The following is a 15,674-nucleotide window of genomic DNA, read 5'->3' on the forward strand; positions in this document are numbered from 1 at the left end:
GCCGGTGTCACTCCCGGCCGGTCCGCTGGTCCGGCCGGTGGATCAGTGCGTACGGGCCGGCGGACGGCCGAAGCCGCGCCGGTCGTCACGCGGCCGGTCCTCGCGGCCCCGCCCGTCGGACCGGAAGCCGCCCCGGCGCTCGGCCGGACGGAACTCGCCCCGCTCGCCGAAGCGCCGTTCACCCCGGCCGTCCCGGTCGCCGAAGCGCCGCTCACCCTGCGGGCGGTCCTCGTAGCGGCGGCCGTGGTCGCCCTGGCCACGCGCGCCGTCCCGGTCGCCGTAGCCGCGGCCGCCGGCGGGGCGGTCGCCGTAGGCACGGCCGCCGTCCCGGTCGCCATAGCCGCGGCCGCCGGTGGGGCGGTCGCCGTAGGCACGGCCGCCGTCCCGGTCGCCATAGCCGCGGCCATCGGTGGGCCGGTCGCCGTAGGCGCGTCCGCCGGCGGGCCGGCCGTCGTGCCGCCGGTCGCCGCGGTCGTAGCCGCGGCCGGTGCCGGTCGGCCGGTGCTGGTCGCGCCCCGCCCGGTCCGCGAAGTGGCGGTCGCCCGAGGGCCGGCCGGCACCGCGCTCGTCGCGGTCGCCGAAGCGCCGCTCAGTACGCTCCCCGAAGGGTCGCTCGCCACGGTCGCTGAAGGGTCGGTCGGCACGCTCGCCGAAGCGCCGGTCGCCGCGCCCGTCCCGGTCGAAGCCGCGGTCGGTGTGGCGGCGCTCGCCGGTGCCCCGGTCGTCGCGGTCGAAGCGCCGCTCGCCGAAGGGCCGGTCGTTGCCGCGGCCGCCGGTCGGGCGGCCGCCGAAGCGGCGCTCGCCGTGCCCGTCCCGCTCGAACGAGCGGCGCGGGCCGCCCCGGCGCGGCTCCGGCTCGTCGCGGACCGGCACACCGCTGGGCTCCCGGGCGCCGATCAGCTCGGCCAGCGTCGGGTCGCCCGCGCGGACCCGGGTCTGGGCCGGCTCGACGCCCGCCTTCTCCAGCATGGCGAGCGTGGTCCGGCGCTGCTTGGGCAGCACCAGCGTCGCCACCGCGCCGGACTCACCGGCCCGCGCGGTGCGACCCGCCCGGTGCAGGTAGTCCTTCGGGTCCTTGGGCGGGTCCACGTGCAGCACGAGCGACACGCCGTCGACGTGGATGCCCCGGGCCGCCACGTCGGTGGCGACCAGCACGTTCATCCGACCCTCGCGGAACTCGGCCAGGGTGCGGGTGCGCATCCGCTGGGTCTTGCCGCCGTGCAGGCCGCCGGCCCGCACGCCGACCGCGGCGAGCTGCTCGACCAGCCGGTCGACGCCGAGCTGGGTACGCGCGAAGAGCATGGTGCGGCCCTCGCGGGCCGCGATGGACGCCGCCACGGCGAACTTGTCGTGCGGCGGGATCAGCAGCAGGTGGTGGTCCATGGTGGACACGGCCGCGGTGGGCGGCGCGGTCGAGTGGGTGACCGGGTCGGTCATGAACCGCTTGACCAGGGTGTCGACGTCGTTGTCCAGAGTGGCCGAGAAGAGCAGGCGCTGGGCGTCCGCCGGGGTCTTCGCCAGCAGCTCGGTGACCTCGGGCAGGAAGCCCATGTCGGCCATCTGGTCGGCCTCGTCCAGCACGGTGATCTCGACGTCGTCGAGGTTGCAGACGCCGCGCTCGATCAGGTCGCCGAGCCGCCCGGGGGTGGCCACGACGATCTCCACACCGCGGCGCAGCGCGTCGATCTGCCGGTCGTACGGGACGCCGCCGACGGCGGTCTTCAGGAAGATGCCGACCGCCTTGCCGAGCGGCATCAGCGCGTCGTTGACCTGCATGGCCAGCTCACGGGTCGGCACCAGGACCAGGGCGCGCGGGTGCAGCGGCCGGGCCCGGTTCCGCTCGGCGAGCCGGGCGATCACGGGGAGACCGAAGGCGAGGGTCTTGCCCGACCCGGTCTGGCCCCGGCCGAGCACGTCGCGGCCGGCGAGGGCGTCCGGCAGGGTGGCCCGCTGGATCTCGAACGGGGTGGTGATGCCCTGCCGGGCGAGCGCCTCGACCAGCTGGCGGGGCAGGCCGAGCGCGGCGAAGTCAGGGGTGTCGATGGTCGGGTCGGCGGACGGGGACGTGCCAGAGGCAGCGAACGTGGTCAAGAAATGCCTTTCGAGCGGGGCGCATCTTCGCGATGGCCGCCGCGGCTTCGTCACGCCGCCGATTCGCCCGCAAGATCGCCCATGGGCGCGCGTAACGGGCGCGCCGGGTCAGTGATCTCCACAAGTGTACGGCGATCCGGCGGACCCGCCACCGCGCCGCGTGGCCGTAGTGGGCGGGCTCACCCCGGTCACCTGGTGAGCGCGGTGCCGGTGATCCCGCTCAGCGCGTCATTGGCCAGGAAGACCACCACCAGGCTGATCGCGACCAGCAGCGCCAGCGCGCCGGCCAGCATGATCACCACCTTGGTGTTGCTCGACCGGGTCGCCGGAGGGTCCTCGGCCCAGCCCTGGGCCAGGATGTGCCCGGTCAGGGAGCCGGAGTTCTCCAGCGGGTTGCCCTGCGGGAAGGAGACCGTGGCGAAGCCCGGCCCCTCGGTGCCGCCGTACGCGGTGCCGGCCAGGTCGGGACCGCCGGACGGCTGGTTCACCGGGTGCGCCGGCCCGGACCGGTACTCGGTCGGGCTGGTCGGCGGCGGCCAGGCGGGCAGGGCCGGCGACGGCACCGCCGGTGGCGCGGTGGGGAGCGGCGGGGTGGCGGCCGGGGCCCATGGCGCGGCGGCCGCCCCCGGCTGGCCGGTGCCGGTGAACTGCGTCGACCCGGGCACGCCGGCCATGGCGGGCGGCGGCGGGAACGGCGGTGCCGGCATCGGGCCGGGTGGCGGCGGAGGCGCGGGCACCGGCGGCCCCGGCGGCGGCGCGGGCGGCCCCGGCACGGGAGGCACCGGCGCCGGTGGGGTCGGGCCCGGCGGCGGCGCGGGCACCGGCGGCACCGGCCGGATCGGGGGCTCCGGGGCCGGTACGGGCGGTGCCGGGGAGGGCGGGGTCGGACCCGGTACGGGGGTCGGCGCCGGCTCGGGCTCCGGCACGGGCGGCGTCGGGGGCTGGGCCGGCTCCGGCGGCTGGGCCGGCTCGGGCGGCTCGGGGTTCACCGGGCCCGCCTGGTAGACCTTGGCGCTGCCCGACGTGCCAGCCGTGGCGGCGGCGACCTCCTCGGCCGAGGCCCGGGTCAGCCCGGGGACCGACGCGCTGGCCCGGGCCTGTCCCTGAGCCGGCACCGGGGCCCGCGCCCGGTCGGCGTTCGCACCCGCCTCCGGTCGAGGCGTCGGCAGCACGGGTGCCGCAGCCGGTTCGCCTTCCGGCGCGGAGACCCGCGCGAATCCGGCGACCCGAGGTGCGGGCGGGGTGCCCACCGCGCCCGCCTCGGCGACCGCCGGCGGGCCGGGCTCGATGCCGGCGGAGCCGGCCACGCTCGGCGTCCCGGGCACGGCGTCGCCCCCGCCGGGGCGGGCGTCGCCCGCCGAGCCCGGGGCGGCGTTGTCGGCAGGGGCGGACGGGCGCTCGGCGGCGGCGAAGGCGGACCAGGTCGAGGGCGGCGGGACGGAGGCACCCGGGCGGCGCCGGTCCAGCGCCGGCACAGGCTCCGCCGGTCCGTTCGCGAGGACGGGCTCCGCCGGTCCGTTCGCCCGGTAGGTGGTGCCGGTGGCCGGAGTGCTCGGCAGCTCCTCGGGCGGCGGCGCGGCCGTGGCACCGGCGACGCTGACCCGGGCCCGGGCGACGGTCACCGGGGCGGCCGGGCCGGGCCGCTCCCTCGCGGGGCCGGCCGGCCGGTCGGTGGCGTCGGGCGCGGATCCGGGGTGGACCGTCTCCGCCGGAACGTCCTGCTCGCCCATCTCGCCCTCCGTGCCCACGCTCGCCCCCGACCGGTGGCGCCGGTCGGGCGTGCCTGGATCTCACCGTGCCACATTCCGGCCCGGGAGCACAGCCGGAGTGGACGGTTGGGTCAGTCGGTGGCGCTGGGGCTGGCGGCGTCGCTCTCGGCCGCGCTGCTCGCCGGGGCGACGGAGCTGGTGCTCGGCTCGGCGCCCTCGGTGCTGGTCGGCGCCGGGGTCGGCGAGTCGGTCGGGCTCGGCGGCGGCGTGGTCGGCGGCGGTGTGGTGTGGCTCGGCGAGGTCGACGGCTCCGGCGTCGGGCTGGACGTGCTCGGCGTCGGCTTCGGCGTGGTCGTCCTGGTCGGCTTGGGCGTCGCCGTCTTCGTGGGCTTGGGCGTCGTGCCGGGCTTCGACGGGGTGGCCGAGGGGGTGGTCGGCGGGGTGGTGGGCACCGTCGGGGCGGGCGGCGGGGTGGCGGGAGCGGGGACGGCGCCGATCACCCGGGTGGCGGCGTAGAGCCGGGACCACCGGACCACCGAGATCTTGACGACGTCGCCGGTCCGCGGCGCCTCGACCATCTTGCCGTTGCCGATGTACATGGCGACGTGGTGGATGCTCGTCCAGCTGCTGCCCGAGGCGAAGAAGAGCAGGTCGCCGGGGAGCAGCGCATTGGGGTCGACCGTGCGGGAGCGGGTGGCGTAGTACTGGTCCCGGGAGACCCGCGGCAACCCCTGGTAGCCGGCCGACTGGTAGGCGGCGAGCACCAGGCCGGAGCAGTCGAACCGGTCCGGCCCCTCGGCTGCCCAGAGGTAGGGGTCGCCGAGCTGGGCGAGGGCGTAGCGCACCGCGGCCAGGGCCCTCGGGTCGGCGACCCGCCCGCTGACGCTCTGGTTGACGACGTACGAGGTGCCCAGCTGCTGCTCGGCGGCGTCCTCGCGGCGCTCGATCTCGCGCAGCTTGGCGGCGTTGTCCTTGCGGAGCTTGAGCAGCGTGGCTTCCTGCTTGTGCAGGTCGGTCTCGACCCGGGTGTACTCCGTGGCCTTCTCGCCGGCACGCCGCTCGGCCGAGGCGTGCGCCTCGCGGGCGACCTGCTCGGCGGCGGTGGCCCGGGCGAGTTCGCCGGTAACCGCGGTGGTGGCGCCCTCGGCCTTGTCGCCCCGGGTGATCCGCTGGAGGTTGGCGAGCTCGCGCAGGCTGGCCCCGAACTCGCCGGGCGGCAGCGCGGCGTCGGCCTTGACCGCGTCGGCGGCGGCGGTCTTCGCGTTCTCCTGGGCCCGGGTGAGGGCGTCCTGGGCCTCCTTCAGCCGGGTGGCGGCGAGGGCCAGGTCGGCCTGCGCGGTGTCCCGTTCGCCCTTGATGGTGAGCAGGGTGTCGCCGAGCTGGGCGACCCGCGCGTCGGCCTGATTGATCTGCGCGATCAGCGGGCCGTCGGCGGGGTTGGTGACGGCGGGCGTGGTGCCGGGGAGACCCGGGGTGCGGCCGGGCCCGCCGGTCACCGTGCCGGGCAGGCCGGGGACGGCGCCGGGCACGGTGGGCAGCTGGAGGGCGCCGGTTACCTGGGGGCGGGAACCGGTGCTGGGGACGGTGTCGGGCAGCGGATCGGCCCAGGCCGGGGTGGCCAGCGCCGCGGCCGCGACCGCCCCGAGCAGGGCGGACCAGAGCGTCGGGCGCAGCACCGGTGAGATCACCGGATAGCGGCTCCGTCGGCGTCGGCCCTGGGTGCTGTCGACCATTCCGCTCCCCGTCCGGTCTGCGTGTCTTCCGCGCGAGGTGAGGCGCGGTGAGGCAGGACGGTACCGGTGTGTGTTCCGCCCCATCCTGTCTTACCTCACGGGCGCAGCTATGTCGATGCGCGGAGCGTGACGACGGCCGGGGAGTCCGGTGAAGTAGGTCGCTGCGGTTGACCGGGTCGCCGGTTCGTCCGACCCGCGACGTACGCTCGACCGGGACCGCAGGTGGAAGGGGACGTGGCTTTCGATGGACGCCGGACTCAAGCGCGAGCTCGAAGCGAAGGTCTACGCGGGGGAGCGGCTCACCCGCGAGGACGGCATCGCCCTCTACGAGAGCGACGACCTCGCCTGGCTGGGGCGGCTGGCCCACCACAAGCGCACCGAGATGAACGGCGACCGGGTGATGTTCAACGTCAACCGGCACCTCAACCTGACCAACGTCTGCTCCGCGTCGTGCGCGTACTGCTCGTTCCAGCGCAAGCCGGGCGAGAAGGACGCCTACACGATGCGCATCGACGAGGCGGTCCGCAAGGCCAAGGAGATGGAGGACGAGCAGCTCACCGAGCTGCACATCGTCAACGGCCTGCACCCGACCCTGCCGTGGCGCTACTACCCCAAGGTGCTCCGCGAGCTGAAGGCGGCGCTGCCGAAGGTCAACCTCAAGGCGTTCACCGCGACCGAGGTGCAGTGGTTCGAGAAGATCAGCGGCCTGGGCGCCGACCAGATCCTCGACGAGCTGATGGACGCCGGCCTGGAGTCGCTCACCGGCGGTGGCGCCGAGATCTTCGACTGGGAGGTCCGGCAGCACATCGTCGACCACGCCTGCCACTGGGAGGACTGGTCGCGCATCCACCGGCTGGCCCACTCGAAGGGCATGAAGACGCCGTCGACGATGCTCTACGGCCACATCGAGGAGCCCCGGCACCGGGTCGACCACGTGCTGCGGCTGCGCGAGCTGCAGGACGAGACCGGCGGCTTCCAGGTCTTCATCCCGCTGCGCTACCAGCACGACTTCGTCGACTCGGCGGACGGCAAGGTCCGCAACCGGATCCAGGCGCAGACCACGATGGCCTCGCCGGCCGAGTCGCTCAAGACGTTCGCCGTCTCCCGGCTGCTCTTCGACAACGTGCCGCACGTGAAGTGCTTCTGGGTGATGCACGGACTCTCGGTGGCCCAGCTGTCGCTGAACTTCGGTGTCGACGACCTGGACGGCTCGGTCGTGGAATACAAGATCACCCACGACGCCGACTCGTACGGCACGCCGAACACCATGCACCGCGAGGACCTGCTCGACCTGATCTGGGACGCGGGCTTCCGCCCGGTCGAGCGGAACACCCGCTACGAGATCGTCCGCGAGTACGACGCGGCGCCGTCGCTGGCCGAGCGCCGCGCCGAGCCGCAGCAGGTCTGGGCCTGACCGCACGCCGATGAGCACCGAGGAGCAGCAGCGCAGCTTCCCCCGGCGGGACGCCGAGGGGCGCATCCTCACCCTGGGCGACCTGCTCGGGGTGAGTCTCGCCGGGCTGGTGATCGGGGTGCTGGCGCTGGTGCTCTTCGAGTGGGCCTTCGCGACGATGGGCGCGGGCGGGTTCGGGCGGACCAACGGCTGGCTGGCGGTGATCCTGCCGCTCTGGCTGTTCTGGGACGACTTCCGGGCCTGGGAGTTCGGTGCGGCCCGGGTGCTCGCCGCGCTGGCCGGGGTCGTGGTCGGCGTCCTCGCCGGGCTGCTGGCGGCCGGCCTCGCCGCCGGGCTGCCGCCGCTGGCCTCCGGCGCGCTGGCGGCGGCGGTGTTCACCGTGGTCTACGCGGTGGTCTGGTTTCATGGCGTGCACTGGCTGGCCCGGCGGACGGGCTGAGGCGTTGAGAGAGAAGGCAGGGCAGTGAGCGCGGCGGTCAAGTACACGCTGGGCCGGATCGGGCTGTTCGTCGGTGTGCTGGCGGCCCTCTGGTTCGTCGAGATGAACATGTTCCTGCGGCTGATGCTGGCGCTGGTCTTCTCCGCCGCGCTGTCGTTCTTCCTGCTTCGCGGCTGGCGGGACGAGATGGCCGGGGAGATGTCCGAGGCGTCGGAGCGGCGCCGCGCCGAGAAGGACCGGCTGCGCTCGGCGCTGGCCGGGGACGATCAGGCCGAGCACACCGACGAGCGCCGCGAGAGCTGACCCCGGGAAACGGGGCAGCGGGAAACGGTGCCGGCCGCTATGGTCGCTCGCCGTGAGTTTCCTGAACACGATCAACGGGTGGCGGACGAAGGTCTTCGTCTGGATCGGCCTGCCGGTCATCGCCGCCATCGGACTGATGCTGAGCGTCACCGACCTCGCCCCGACCTGGGAGGCGAAGAACGGTGGCGGCACGCCGGGCACCTTCACGGCGGTCCACGAGGACTGCGGCCGGCGTAACTGCGAGTGGCGCGGCACCTTCGTGGCCGACCAGGGTGGCGCCCGCCGCGCCGACGTGATCCTCTACGACGCGCCCGACGGCCTCGCCGCCGGCGCCACCGCCCCGGCCCGGGACACCGGCGCCCGGGCGGGGGTCTTCTCCACCACCGGCGGGTCGACGTACCTGCTGGTGACCGGGCTTGCCCTGGCCGGCGTGGCCGCCCTGGTGGCCTGGGTGTGGATCATCGTGCGGGCGATCCGGAACCGGCGCCGGGCGAAGGAGCCCACCACCCCGCCGGCCTCGTTCGCCCCGTCCGTCTGACAGGAAGAGCCGGGCCCGGCGCGATCCCCGAGTGGGGACCGCGCCGGGCCCGCGTCGTTCACCAGTTGGTCGAGCCCGGCACGACCGGCCAGGCCCGGTCGGCCGGCTTGATCAGGTACGCGATGCCGCCGGAGCCGGAGGCGACCGTGCCGTTCGCCCGGTGCCGCTTGGTGCGCAGCCAGATCTGCTCGAACTGCTCCCGCTTGTACACGTTGCGCACGGCGTCGTTCGACGACGAGGCCGGGTCGTTGACGATCACGTCACCGTCGGCGGTGAAGCCGACGATCACGAAGAGGTGCCCGGAGGTGCCGTAGTTAGCCGTGTCCAGCTCGCTGGCGAGGAAGGACTGCGAGGTGATCACCGGGATGCCGGCCTTGATGAAGCGTTCCACCTCGTCCAGCGAGTGCATCCGGGTCACCCGGGCGTCCAGGCCCGGGAAGCTGGCCGCGTACGCAGTGTTGAACGGCCAGTTGCCGGCACCCTCGTACTCGTAGTCGTAGGTCATCCGGGCGGCGTGGTCGACCGTCGGGTCGGCGTAGTTCGGGTCGACCCAGGCGGTGTCCTCGGCGGAGGGCTTCCGGCCCCAGTACTCGACCACCATCTCGGTCGAGGTGGGCGAGCACCAGGCCTCACCACCGTTGTCGAACTCCGGGTACTCCCCGATGTGGACGTTCTGCGAGTAGCGCGGGACGGCCAGTTCGGTGCCCCAGGCGATGCCGCCCTTGCTCGGGGCGACGGTGAACCGGTCCGGCACGTTGGAGCTCATGGCGCCGAGCATCCAGACCCGCGGCGAGGCGGTCTGCCCCGGCGCGCGGTAGAGGGTCAGCCGGAGCTGGTACGACCGCAGCAGCACGCCGGCCTTGGCGTCGTCGATGGAGAACGTGTCGGTCCAGATGGTCGACCAGGGGTCACCCTGGCCGTCCAGCGTGGACCGCTTGATGTCCTGGTCGCCGGAGGCCCAGCGGCCCATGACGTACCAGGGGGTCTGCTGCCCGGTGTTGTACGTGCCGTGCAGCTCGACCTGGATCCAGGTGCCGGCCGGCGTCGCGGCGTTCCACGACGCGACCAGCTCGCTGGCGTCGAAGCCGACCTGCCGCTCCGGCGAGGTCCAGGTGGCGTACTCCCAGGTCCGGGTCGTGCCGGTGTGCTCGTCGGTGAACTCGGTGGTGCCGGCCGGCTGGCCGATGGTGATCCCCGTGCGGTGCCCCGGGATGGCCTGCGTGCCCTCGTGGGTGCCGCCGCGCCAGTCCGGGTACTTGGACCACTCCTGGAAGGTGATCTGCTCGTCGTGCGAGACGACCGGCAGGTTGTTGTCGGCGTGGGCGGGCGCCGTCACACCGGCGAGGGCGAGCGTGGCGGCGCCCATGAGGGCGACCGCACGCAGGACTGGTCTGACCATGTGCACTCCGTTGGTTGGGAAGGGATGGATCACCAGTTCGTGGAACCGGCCACGGCGGGCCAGGCCACGTCGGTCGGTTTGATCAGGTAGACGACGCCGCCGGAGCCACTGCCGGTGCCGCCGCTGGCGGTGGTCCGGCGGGTACGCAGCCAGATCTGCTCGAACTGGTCGCGCCGGTAGACGTGCCGGACCGCGGCGTCGCTGGGCGAGGCCGGGTCGTTGGCGATCACGTCGCCGGTGGCGGTGAAGCCGACCACCACCATGAGGTGCCCCGCCGTGCCGTAGCCCGCCCCGTCCAGCTCGCTCGCGAGGAAGGACTGGCTGGTCACCACGGGGATGCCGGCGGCGATGAAGTGCTCCAGCTCGTCCAGCGAGTGCAGCCGGGTCACCTTCGCCTCCAGGCCGGGGAAGGCGGCCGCGTACGCGGTGTTGAACGGCCAGTTGCCGGTGCCGCCGTACTGCCAGTCGTAGGTCATCCGGGCGGCGTGGTCGACGGTCGGGTCGGCGTAGCTCGGATCCACCCAGGACGTGTCGGCCGGGGCGGGCTTGCGGCCCCAGTACTCGACCACCATCTCCGTGGACGTGGGTGAGCACCACGCCTCACCGCCGCCGCCGTACTGGGGATACTGCCCGGCGTGGATGTTCTGGGAGTAGCGCGGTACGGCCAGCTCGGTGCCCCAGGCGATGTGCCCGGCGCTCGGGGTGACGGTGGACCGGTCCGGCACGGTGGAGCTCATGGCGCCGACCGAGCGGAGCACCGGCGTGACGGTCGACGCCGGGTCCCGGTAGAGGGTCACCCGCAGCTGGTACGCCCGCAGCAGCACCCCGGCGGACGGGTTGGTGATCGCGAACGTGTCGGTGAGGACGCTGGACGTCTTGTCGCCCTGCCGGTCGACGCTGGTGCGCCGGATGTCGCCGTCGCCGGAGGCCCAGCGGCCCATGACGTACCACGGGGTGCGGGTGCCGCTCGTGTAGGTGCCCTGGAGTTCGACCTGGAGCCAGGTGCCGGTCGGGGTGGAGGCGTTCCACGAGGTGACCAGCTCCGTGGCGGCGAAGCCGACCTCGGTGAGCGGGGAGGTCCAGGTCCCGTACGCCCAGGTGCGCCGGGTGCTGCTGTGCGGGTCCTTGTAGAGGATGGTGCCGACCGGGGTGGTCAGGGTCAGGCCGGCGGCGGTGCCGGTGGTGCCGGCCGCGGTCCCGGCCGACCAGGCCGTGCCGGACCAGCCCTGCCAGGTGATCTGCTCGTCGTGGGCGAGGGTGGTGGTCGCGCCGGCGGGCGCGGTGGTGCCGAGGAGAGCGAGCGTGGTGGCGCCGGCCACGGCGGCCGTGCGCAGGGATGTCCGGTCCATGGCAGCTCCTCCAGGTGAACCGCATCGTTGCCGTTCACTGTCGCGCTTGGCGGGAAGTTTCGCCAGAGGTTCAGGCATGGAAAATGATTGCCGGCGTGACGATCCGGCCGGGATGGACCGTGAACAGTGATGAATGTTGATATGACCATGTGACTCCTGGTGAAGTGTGCGGACAACGGGACCCCCCGTACCCCGAGGAGGATGTCCATGGCCCTCCGCACGTCCCCGCTCCGCCGCCGGCTCGCCCTCGCCGCCGCCGTCGGCCTGACCCTCGTCACCGCGCTCACCGGCCCGGCCGCCGCCCGGCCCGCCCCGGACGGTGAACCGGCCGCCGTCGCCTACCGGGTGCTCGGCCCGCGCACGCTCGCCGACCGGAGCGCCGTCGCCCGCACCGGCGCGGCGATCGATCACTCCGAACACGGCGTGCTGCACGTCACGGCCACCACCGTGGAGGCCACCGCGATCACCCGGCTCGGCTTCCGGCTGGAGAAGGACGTGGCCCCGCCCGCCGCCTCCGGCGCGATCGCGTACGCCTTCCCGCCGGCCGACTCGAACTACCACGACTACGCCGAGTTGACCGCGGTGGTGAACACGGTGGTCGCCGACCACCCGGCCATCGCCCGCAAGCTCAGCATCGGGCGGTCCTACCAGGGCCGGGACCTGATGGCCGTGAAGATCTCCGACAACGTCGGCACGGACGAGAGCGAGCCGGAGATCCTCTTCAACGCCCAGCAGCACGCCCGGGAGCACCTCACCGTCGAGATGGCGATCTACCTGCTCAACCTCTTCACCGACAACTACGGCAGCGACTCCCGGATCACCAACATCGTCAACTCCCGCGAGATCTGGATCGTCCCCACGGTCAACCCGGACGGCAGCGAGTACGACATCGCCACCGGTTCCTACCGCTCCTGGCGGAAGAACCGGCAGCCGAACAGCGGTTCGACGGCCGTCGGCACCGACCTGAACCGGAACTGGTCCTACCAGTGGGGTTGCTGCGGCGGCTCGTCCGGCTCGACCTCGTCGGAGACCTACCGCGGCCCGTCCGCCTTCTCCGCCCCGGAGACCGCGGCCCTGCGTACCTTCGTCAACAGCCGGGTGGTCGGCGGTGTGCAGCAGATCAAGGCCAACATCGACTTCCACACGTACTCGCAGCTGGTGCTCTGGCCGTACGGCTACACCTACAGCAACACCGCCACCGGGATGAACGCCGACCAGTACAACACCTTCGCCACGATCGGCCGGCAGATGGCGTCCAGCAACGGCTACACCCCGGAACAGTCCAGCGACCTCTACATCGCCGACGGCACCAGCATCGACTGGATGTGGGGGACCCACCGGATCTGGGCGTACACCTTCGAGATGTATCCCGGATCGGCCTCCGGGGGCGGCTTCTACCCGCCGGACGAGGTGATCCCCGCGCAGACCTCCCGCAACCGGGAGGCCGTGCTGCTGCTCTCCGAGTACGCCGACTGCCCGTACCGGGCGATCGGGAAGCAGAGCCAGTACTGCTGACCACGAGGCACGGTGGGGCGCCGGTCCCGGGGCCCCACCGCCCTCCCGTCCGGACGATCTCCGCTGGTCATGCGCTACGGTGGCACCGACCACCCCGCAGCGAAGCCGGTGCGAAACCGGCGCTGTCCCGCAACTGTGATGCCCCGCACGCGGCGCCGGCCCGACCGGCGCCGGCACCTGTGGGGGGACGAGCCAGGTCGCCTGCGGCACGGTCGCGACACGCGCTCTCGAGGAAGGGCGCCTCGCGGACGGGCCCGGCCAGGTTCCTGTCGGCGAAGCACCACGCTCCTCGACCGACAGGAGGACCGATGTCCAGACGTACCCCCCGGCTCTTCGCCGCCGCCCTCGCGGTCGGCGCGCTGCTCCTCGGCGGCTGCGCCGAGAAGACCTCGAACGACACCCCCGCCGCCGGCGGCAGCTCGGCGGCGGCCGCCTTCCCGGTCACCGTCGGCAAGCTGACCCTCGACAAGCGCCCCGAGAAGATCGTCTCGCTGTCGCCGTCGGCGACCGAGATGCTCTTCGCCATCGGCGCCGGCAAGCAGGTCACCGCCGCCGACGACAACTCCAACTACCCGCCGGAGGCGCCGAAGAGCGACCTCTCCGGCTTCCAGCCGAACGCCGAGGCGATCGCCGGCAAGAGCCCGGACCTGGTGTTGCTCTCCAACGACACCAACAAGATCGTCGACCAGCTCACCACGCTGAAGATCCCGGTGCTGCTCACCCCGGCGGCGGCCACCCTGGACGACACGTACCAGCAGCTCACCGACCTGGGCAAGCTCACCGGCCACCCGGCCGAGGCGGACGCCGTCACGAAGAAGATGAAGGACGACATCGCGGCGCTCACCAAGGACCTGCCGCAGCGGGCGAAGAAGCTGACCTACTACCACGAGCTCGGCCCGGAGCTGTACAGCGCGACCAGCAAGACCTTCATCGGCTCGATCTACGCGCTCGCCGGCCTGGAGAACATCGCCGACCCGGCGGACGCCGACGGAAAGAACGGCGGCTACCCGCAGCTCTCCCAGGAGGTCATCGTCAAGGCGAACCCCGACTTCGTCTTCCTGGCCGACACCAAGTGCTGCAAGCAGACCCCGGAGACCGTCAAGGCGCGCAGCGGCTGGGCCGGCGTCACCGCCGTGAAGAACAACCAGATCGTCGGCCTGGACGACGACATCGCCTCGCGCTGGGGTCCGCGGGTCGTCGACCTGCTCAAGGCGATCGTCGACGCCACCGCCAAGGTCCCGGCCTGACGGTGACCGTGCGACCGGCGGACAACGCCCACCGGCCGGCCGGGACGCCCGACGCGTCCCGGCCCGCCGGCGTGCCCCGCGCGAGCAGCCCTGAGCCGGCCGGACCGGGTGCGACGGTCCGGCCGGCCGGGCTGCGCACCCGCTGGCTGCTCGCCGGCATCGGCGCGGTGCTGGTGGCGCTGGTGGCCGGCGTCTCGCTCGGCCCGGTCAGCCTGCCGCCGGGCAGCGTCGCCGCCGAACTGCTCAACCTGCTGCCCGGGGTGCACCTCCACAGCGGGCTCACCGAGCGGGAGATCGCCATCGTCACCGAGCTGCGGCTGCCCCGGGTCGTGCTCGGCCTGCTCGTCGGCGCCCTGCTCGCCCTGGCCGGCGGCTGCTACCAGGGTGTCTTCCGCAACCCGCTGGCCGACCCGTACCTGCTGGGCGTGGCGGCCGGCGCCGGGCTCGCGGTGACCGCCGTGATCGCGCTGGGCGCCGGGGCCGGCGGGGCGCTGACCGGGATGCCGCTCACCATCCCGCTGGCCGCGTTCGTGGGCTCGCTCGGCGCGGTCCTCATGACGTACCTGCTCGGCGCGGCCGGCGGGCGCGACCGGTCACCGGCCACGCTGATCCTGGCCGGGGTGGCGGTCTCGGCGTTCCTCTCCGCCGGGCAGACCTACCTGCTGCAACGGAACTCCGACAGCATCCAGCAGGTCTACTCCTGGCTGCTCGGGCGGCTGGCAACCGCCGGCTGGCACGACGTCCGGCTGGTGCTGCCCTACTTCGTGCTCACCGCCGTGGTGGTGCTCCTGCACCGGCGCGAGCTGGACGTGCTCTCCGTCGGCGACGACGAGGCCACCAGCCTGGGGTTGCACCCGCAGCGCTCCCGCTACCTGCTGATCGCCGCCGCCTCGCTGGGCACCGCCGCCGCGGTCTCCGCCTCCGGCCTCATCGGCTTCGTCGGGATCATCGTGCCGCACACCGTACGGCTGCTCGCCGGGTCGAGCTACCGGGTGATCCTGCCGCTGTCGATGCTCTTCGGCGGGGCGTTCCTGGCACTGACCGACGTGGTCGCCCGCACCGCCGCCGCTCCCGCCGAGGTCCCCATCGGCGTGGTCACGGCGCTGCTCGGCGGCCCGTTCTTCGTGCTGGTCCTGCGTACCGCCCGCCGGGTGCTGACATGACCGCCGCCGTGGAGCTGCGCGGCCTCCGGGTCGAGCTGGGCGGCACCCCGATCCTGGCCGGGGTGGACCTGACGGTCGCGGTGGGCGAGTGGGTCACCGTGATCGGCCCGAACGGCGCCGGCAAGTCGACCCTCCTGCGCGCCGTCGGCGGCCTGCTGCCCGCGCCGGGCGCGGTCGCCCTCTTCGGTACGCCGATCAACTCCCTCCGCCGCCGCGACCGGGCCCGGGTGGTGGCCACCGTGGCGCAGTCCCCGGTGGTGCCGGCCGGCATGTCGGTCTTCGACTACGTGCTGCTGGGGCGCACCCCGTACATCCCCGCGCTGGGCCGGGAGTCGGCCGCCGACCTGGCCGCCGTGCACGACGTGCTGGACCGGCTCGACCTGGGCGCGTTCGGGCGCCGCGAGCTGGCCACCCTGTCCGGAGGCGAGCGGCAGCGGGTCTTCCTGGCCCGGGCGCTGGCCCAGGGCGCCACCCTGCTGCTGCTCGACGAGCCGACCAGCGCGCTGGACATCGGCCATCAGCAGGAGGTGCTGGAACTGGTCGACCAGCTCCGCCGCGAGCACGAACTGACCGTGCTCGCCACCATGCACGACCTCTCCATCGCCGGCGAGTACGCCGACCGCCTGGTCCTGCTCGCCGACGGCCGGGTCGCCGCGGCCGGCCCACCACGGCAGGTGCTCACCGAGGACCTCCTGGCGACGCACTACCGCGCGAACGTCCGCGTGATCGAGGGCGAGCACGGCCCCCTGGTCGTCCCCGTCCGCCCTCGGTGAA

The 15,674-nt window shown here is 73.7% G+C and carries 12 protein-coding genes and 1 pseudogene; 8 read left to right on the forward strand and 5 right to left on the reverse strand.

Features of this window, described 5'->3' with window-relative positions; all coding sequences use genetic code 11:
* Positions 1 to 42: 42 nt before the first annotated feature.
* The 3 genes from ABZW14_RS01155 to ABZW14_RS01165 form a co-directional block, all read right to left on the reverse strand.
* Positions 43 to 2,091 (reverse strand): DEAD/DEAH box helicase, encoded by a 2,049-nt coding sequence (locus tag ABZW14_RS01155; protein ID WP_355337824.1) that lies wholly within the window; start codon positions 2,089 to 2,091, stop codon positions 43 to 45.
* Between the two features lie 188 nt (positions 2,092 to 2,279).
* The gene (locus ABZW14_RS01160) at positions 2,280 to 3,821 is read right to left on the reverse strand and encodes a hypothetical protein (protein WP_355337826.1); all 1,542 of its coding nucleotides are present in this window, start codon (positions 3,819 to 3,821) and stop codon (positions 2,280 to 2,282) included.
* Between the two features lie 110 nt (positions 3,822 to 3,931).
* Complete coding sequence (locus ABZW14_RS01165) at positions 3,932 to 5,533, reverse strand: C40 family peptidase (protein WP_355337829.1); 1,602 nt, start codon at positions 5,531 to 5,533, stop codon at positions 3,932 to 3,934.
* Between the two features lie 244 nt (positions 5,534 to 5,777).
* Here ABZW14_RS01165 and mqnE point away from each other — a divergent pair, with 244 nt between their 5' ends.
* From mqnE to ABZW14_RS01185, 4 genes are read left to right on the forward strand one after another with little or no spacing between them, the layout of a single operon-like run.
* Positions 5,778 to 6,947: an aminofutalosine synthase MqnE gene (gene mqnE, locus ABZW14_RS01170; protein WP_355337832.1), complete on the forward strand. Its 1,170-nt coding sequence runs from the start codon at positions 5,778 to 5,780 to the stop codon at positions 6,945 to 6,947.
* Positions 6,948 to 6,957: 10 nt separating this feature from the next.
* Positions 6,958 to 7,386: a hypothetical protein gene (locus tag ABZW14_RS01175; protein WP_355337835.1), complete on the forward strand. Its 429-nt coding sequence runs from the start codon at positions 6,958 to 6,960 to the stop codon at positions 7,384 to 7,386.
* Positions 7,387 to 7,410: 24 nt separating this feature from the next.
* The gene (locus tag ABZW14_RS01180) at positions 7,411 to 7,689 is read left to right on the forward strand and encodes a DUF4229 domain-containing protein (protein WP_355337838.1); all 279 of its coding nucleotides are present in this window, start codon (positions 7,411 to 7,413) and stop codon (positions 7,687 to 7,689) included.
* Positions 7,690 to 7,741: 52 nt separating this feature from the next.
* A complete protein-coding gene (locus ABZW14_RS01185) occupies positions 7,742 to 8,227 on the forward strand; it encodes a hypothetical protein (RefSeq protein WP_355337841.1) in 486 nt (161 codons plus the stop codon).
* A gap of 58 nt (positions 8,228 to 8,285) precedes the next feature.
* Here the strand turns inward: ABZW14_RS01185 and ABZW14_RS01190 are convergent, their stop codons facing one another.
* Together ABZW14_RS01190 and ABZW14_RS01195 are read right to left on the reverse strand one after the other, a co-directional pair.
* Positions 8,286 to 9,626 (reverse strand): C39 family peptidase, encoded by a 1,341-nt coding sequence (locus tag ABZW14_RS01190; RefSeq protein WP_355337844.1) that lies wholly within the window; start codon positions 9,624 to 9,626, stop codon positions 8,286 to 8,288.
* Positions 9,627 to 9,655: 29 nt separating this feature from the next.
* Positions 9,656 to 10,975 (reverse strand): C39 family peptidase, encoded by a 1,320-nt coding sequence (locus tag ABZW14_RS01195; RefSeq protein ID WP_355337847.1) that lies wholly within the window; start codon positions 10,973 to 10,975, stop codon positions 9,656 to 9,658.
* 207 nt (positions 10,976 to 11,182) lie between these two features.
* On the opposite strand from ABZW14_RS01195, the pseudogene ABZW14_RS01200 reads away from it, so the two are divergent.
* The 4 genes and pseudogenes from ABZW14_RS01200 to ABZW14_RS01215 form a co-directional block, all read left to right on the forward strand.
* Positions 11,183 to 12,487: pseudogene (locus ABZW14_RS01200) on the forward strand (M14 family metallopeptidase); the annotation flags it as partial.
* Between the two features lie 311 nt (positions 12,488 to 12,798).
* Positions 12,799 to 13,737 (forward strand): ABC transporter substrate-binding protein, encoded by a 939-nt coding sequence (locus ABZW14_RS01205; RefSeq protein ID WP_355337850.1) that lies wholly within the window; start codon positions 12,799 to 12,801, stop codon positions 13,735 to 13,737.
* A 71-nt stretch (positions 13,738 to 13,808) separates the two neighbouring features.
* Entirely contained in the window at positions 13,809 to 14,900 is a 1,092-nt protein-coding gene (locus ABZW14_RS01210; protein WP_355339351.1) for an iron ABC transporter permease, read from the forward strand.
* Positions 14,897 to 15,673, forward strand: coding sequence for an ABC transporter ATP-binding protein (locus ABZW14_RS01215; protein WP_355337853.1), 777 nt, complete (start codon positions 14,897 to 14,899; stop codon positions 15,671 to 15,673). The genes ABZW14_RS01210 and ABZW14_RS01215 overlap by 4 nt, the downstream gene beginning before the upstream one ends.
* Position 15,674: the final 1 nt, after the last annotated feature.

The organism is Micromonospora sp. NPDC004551 (assembly GCF_040609975.1).
Lineage (GTDB): Bacteria > Actinomycetota > Actinomycetes > Mycobacteriales > Micromonosporaceae > Micromonospora.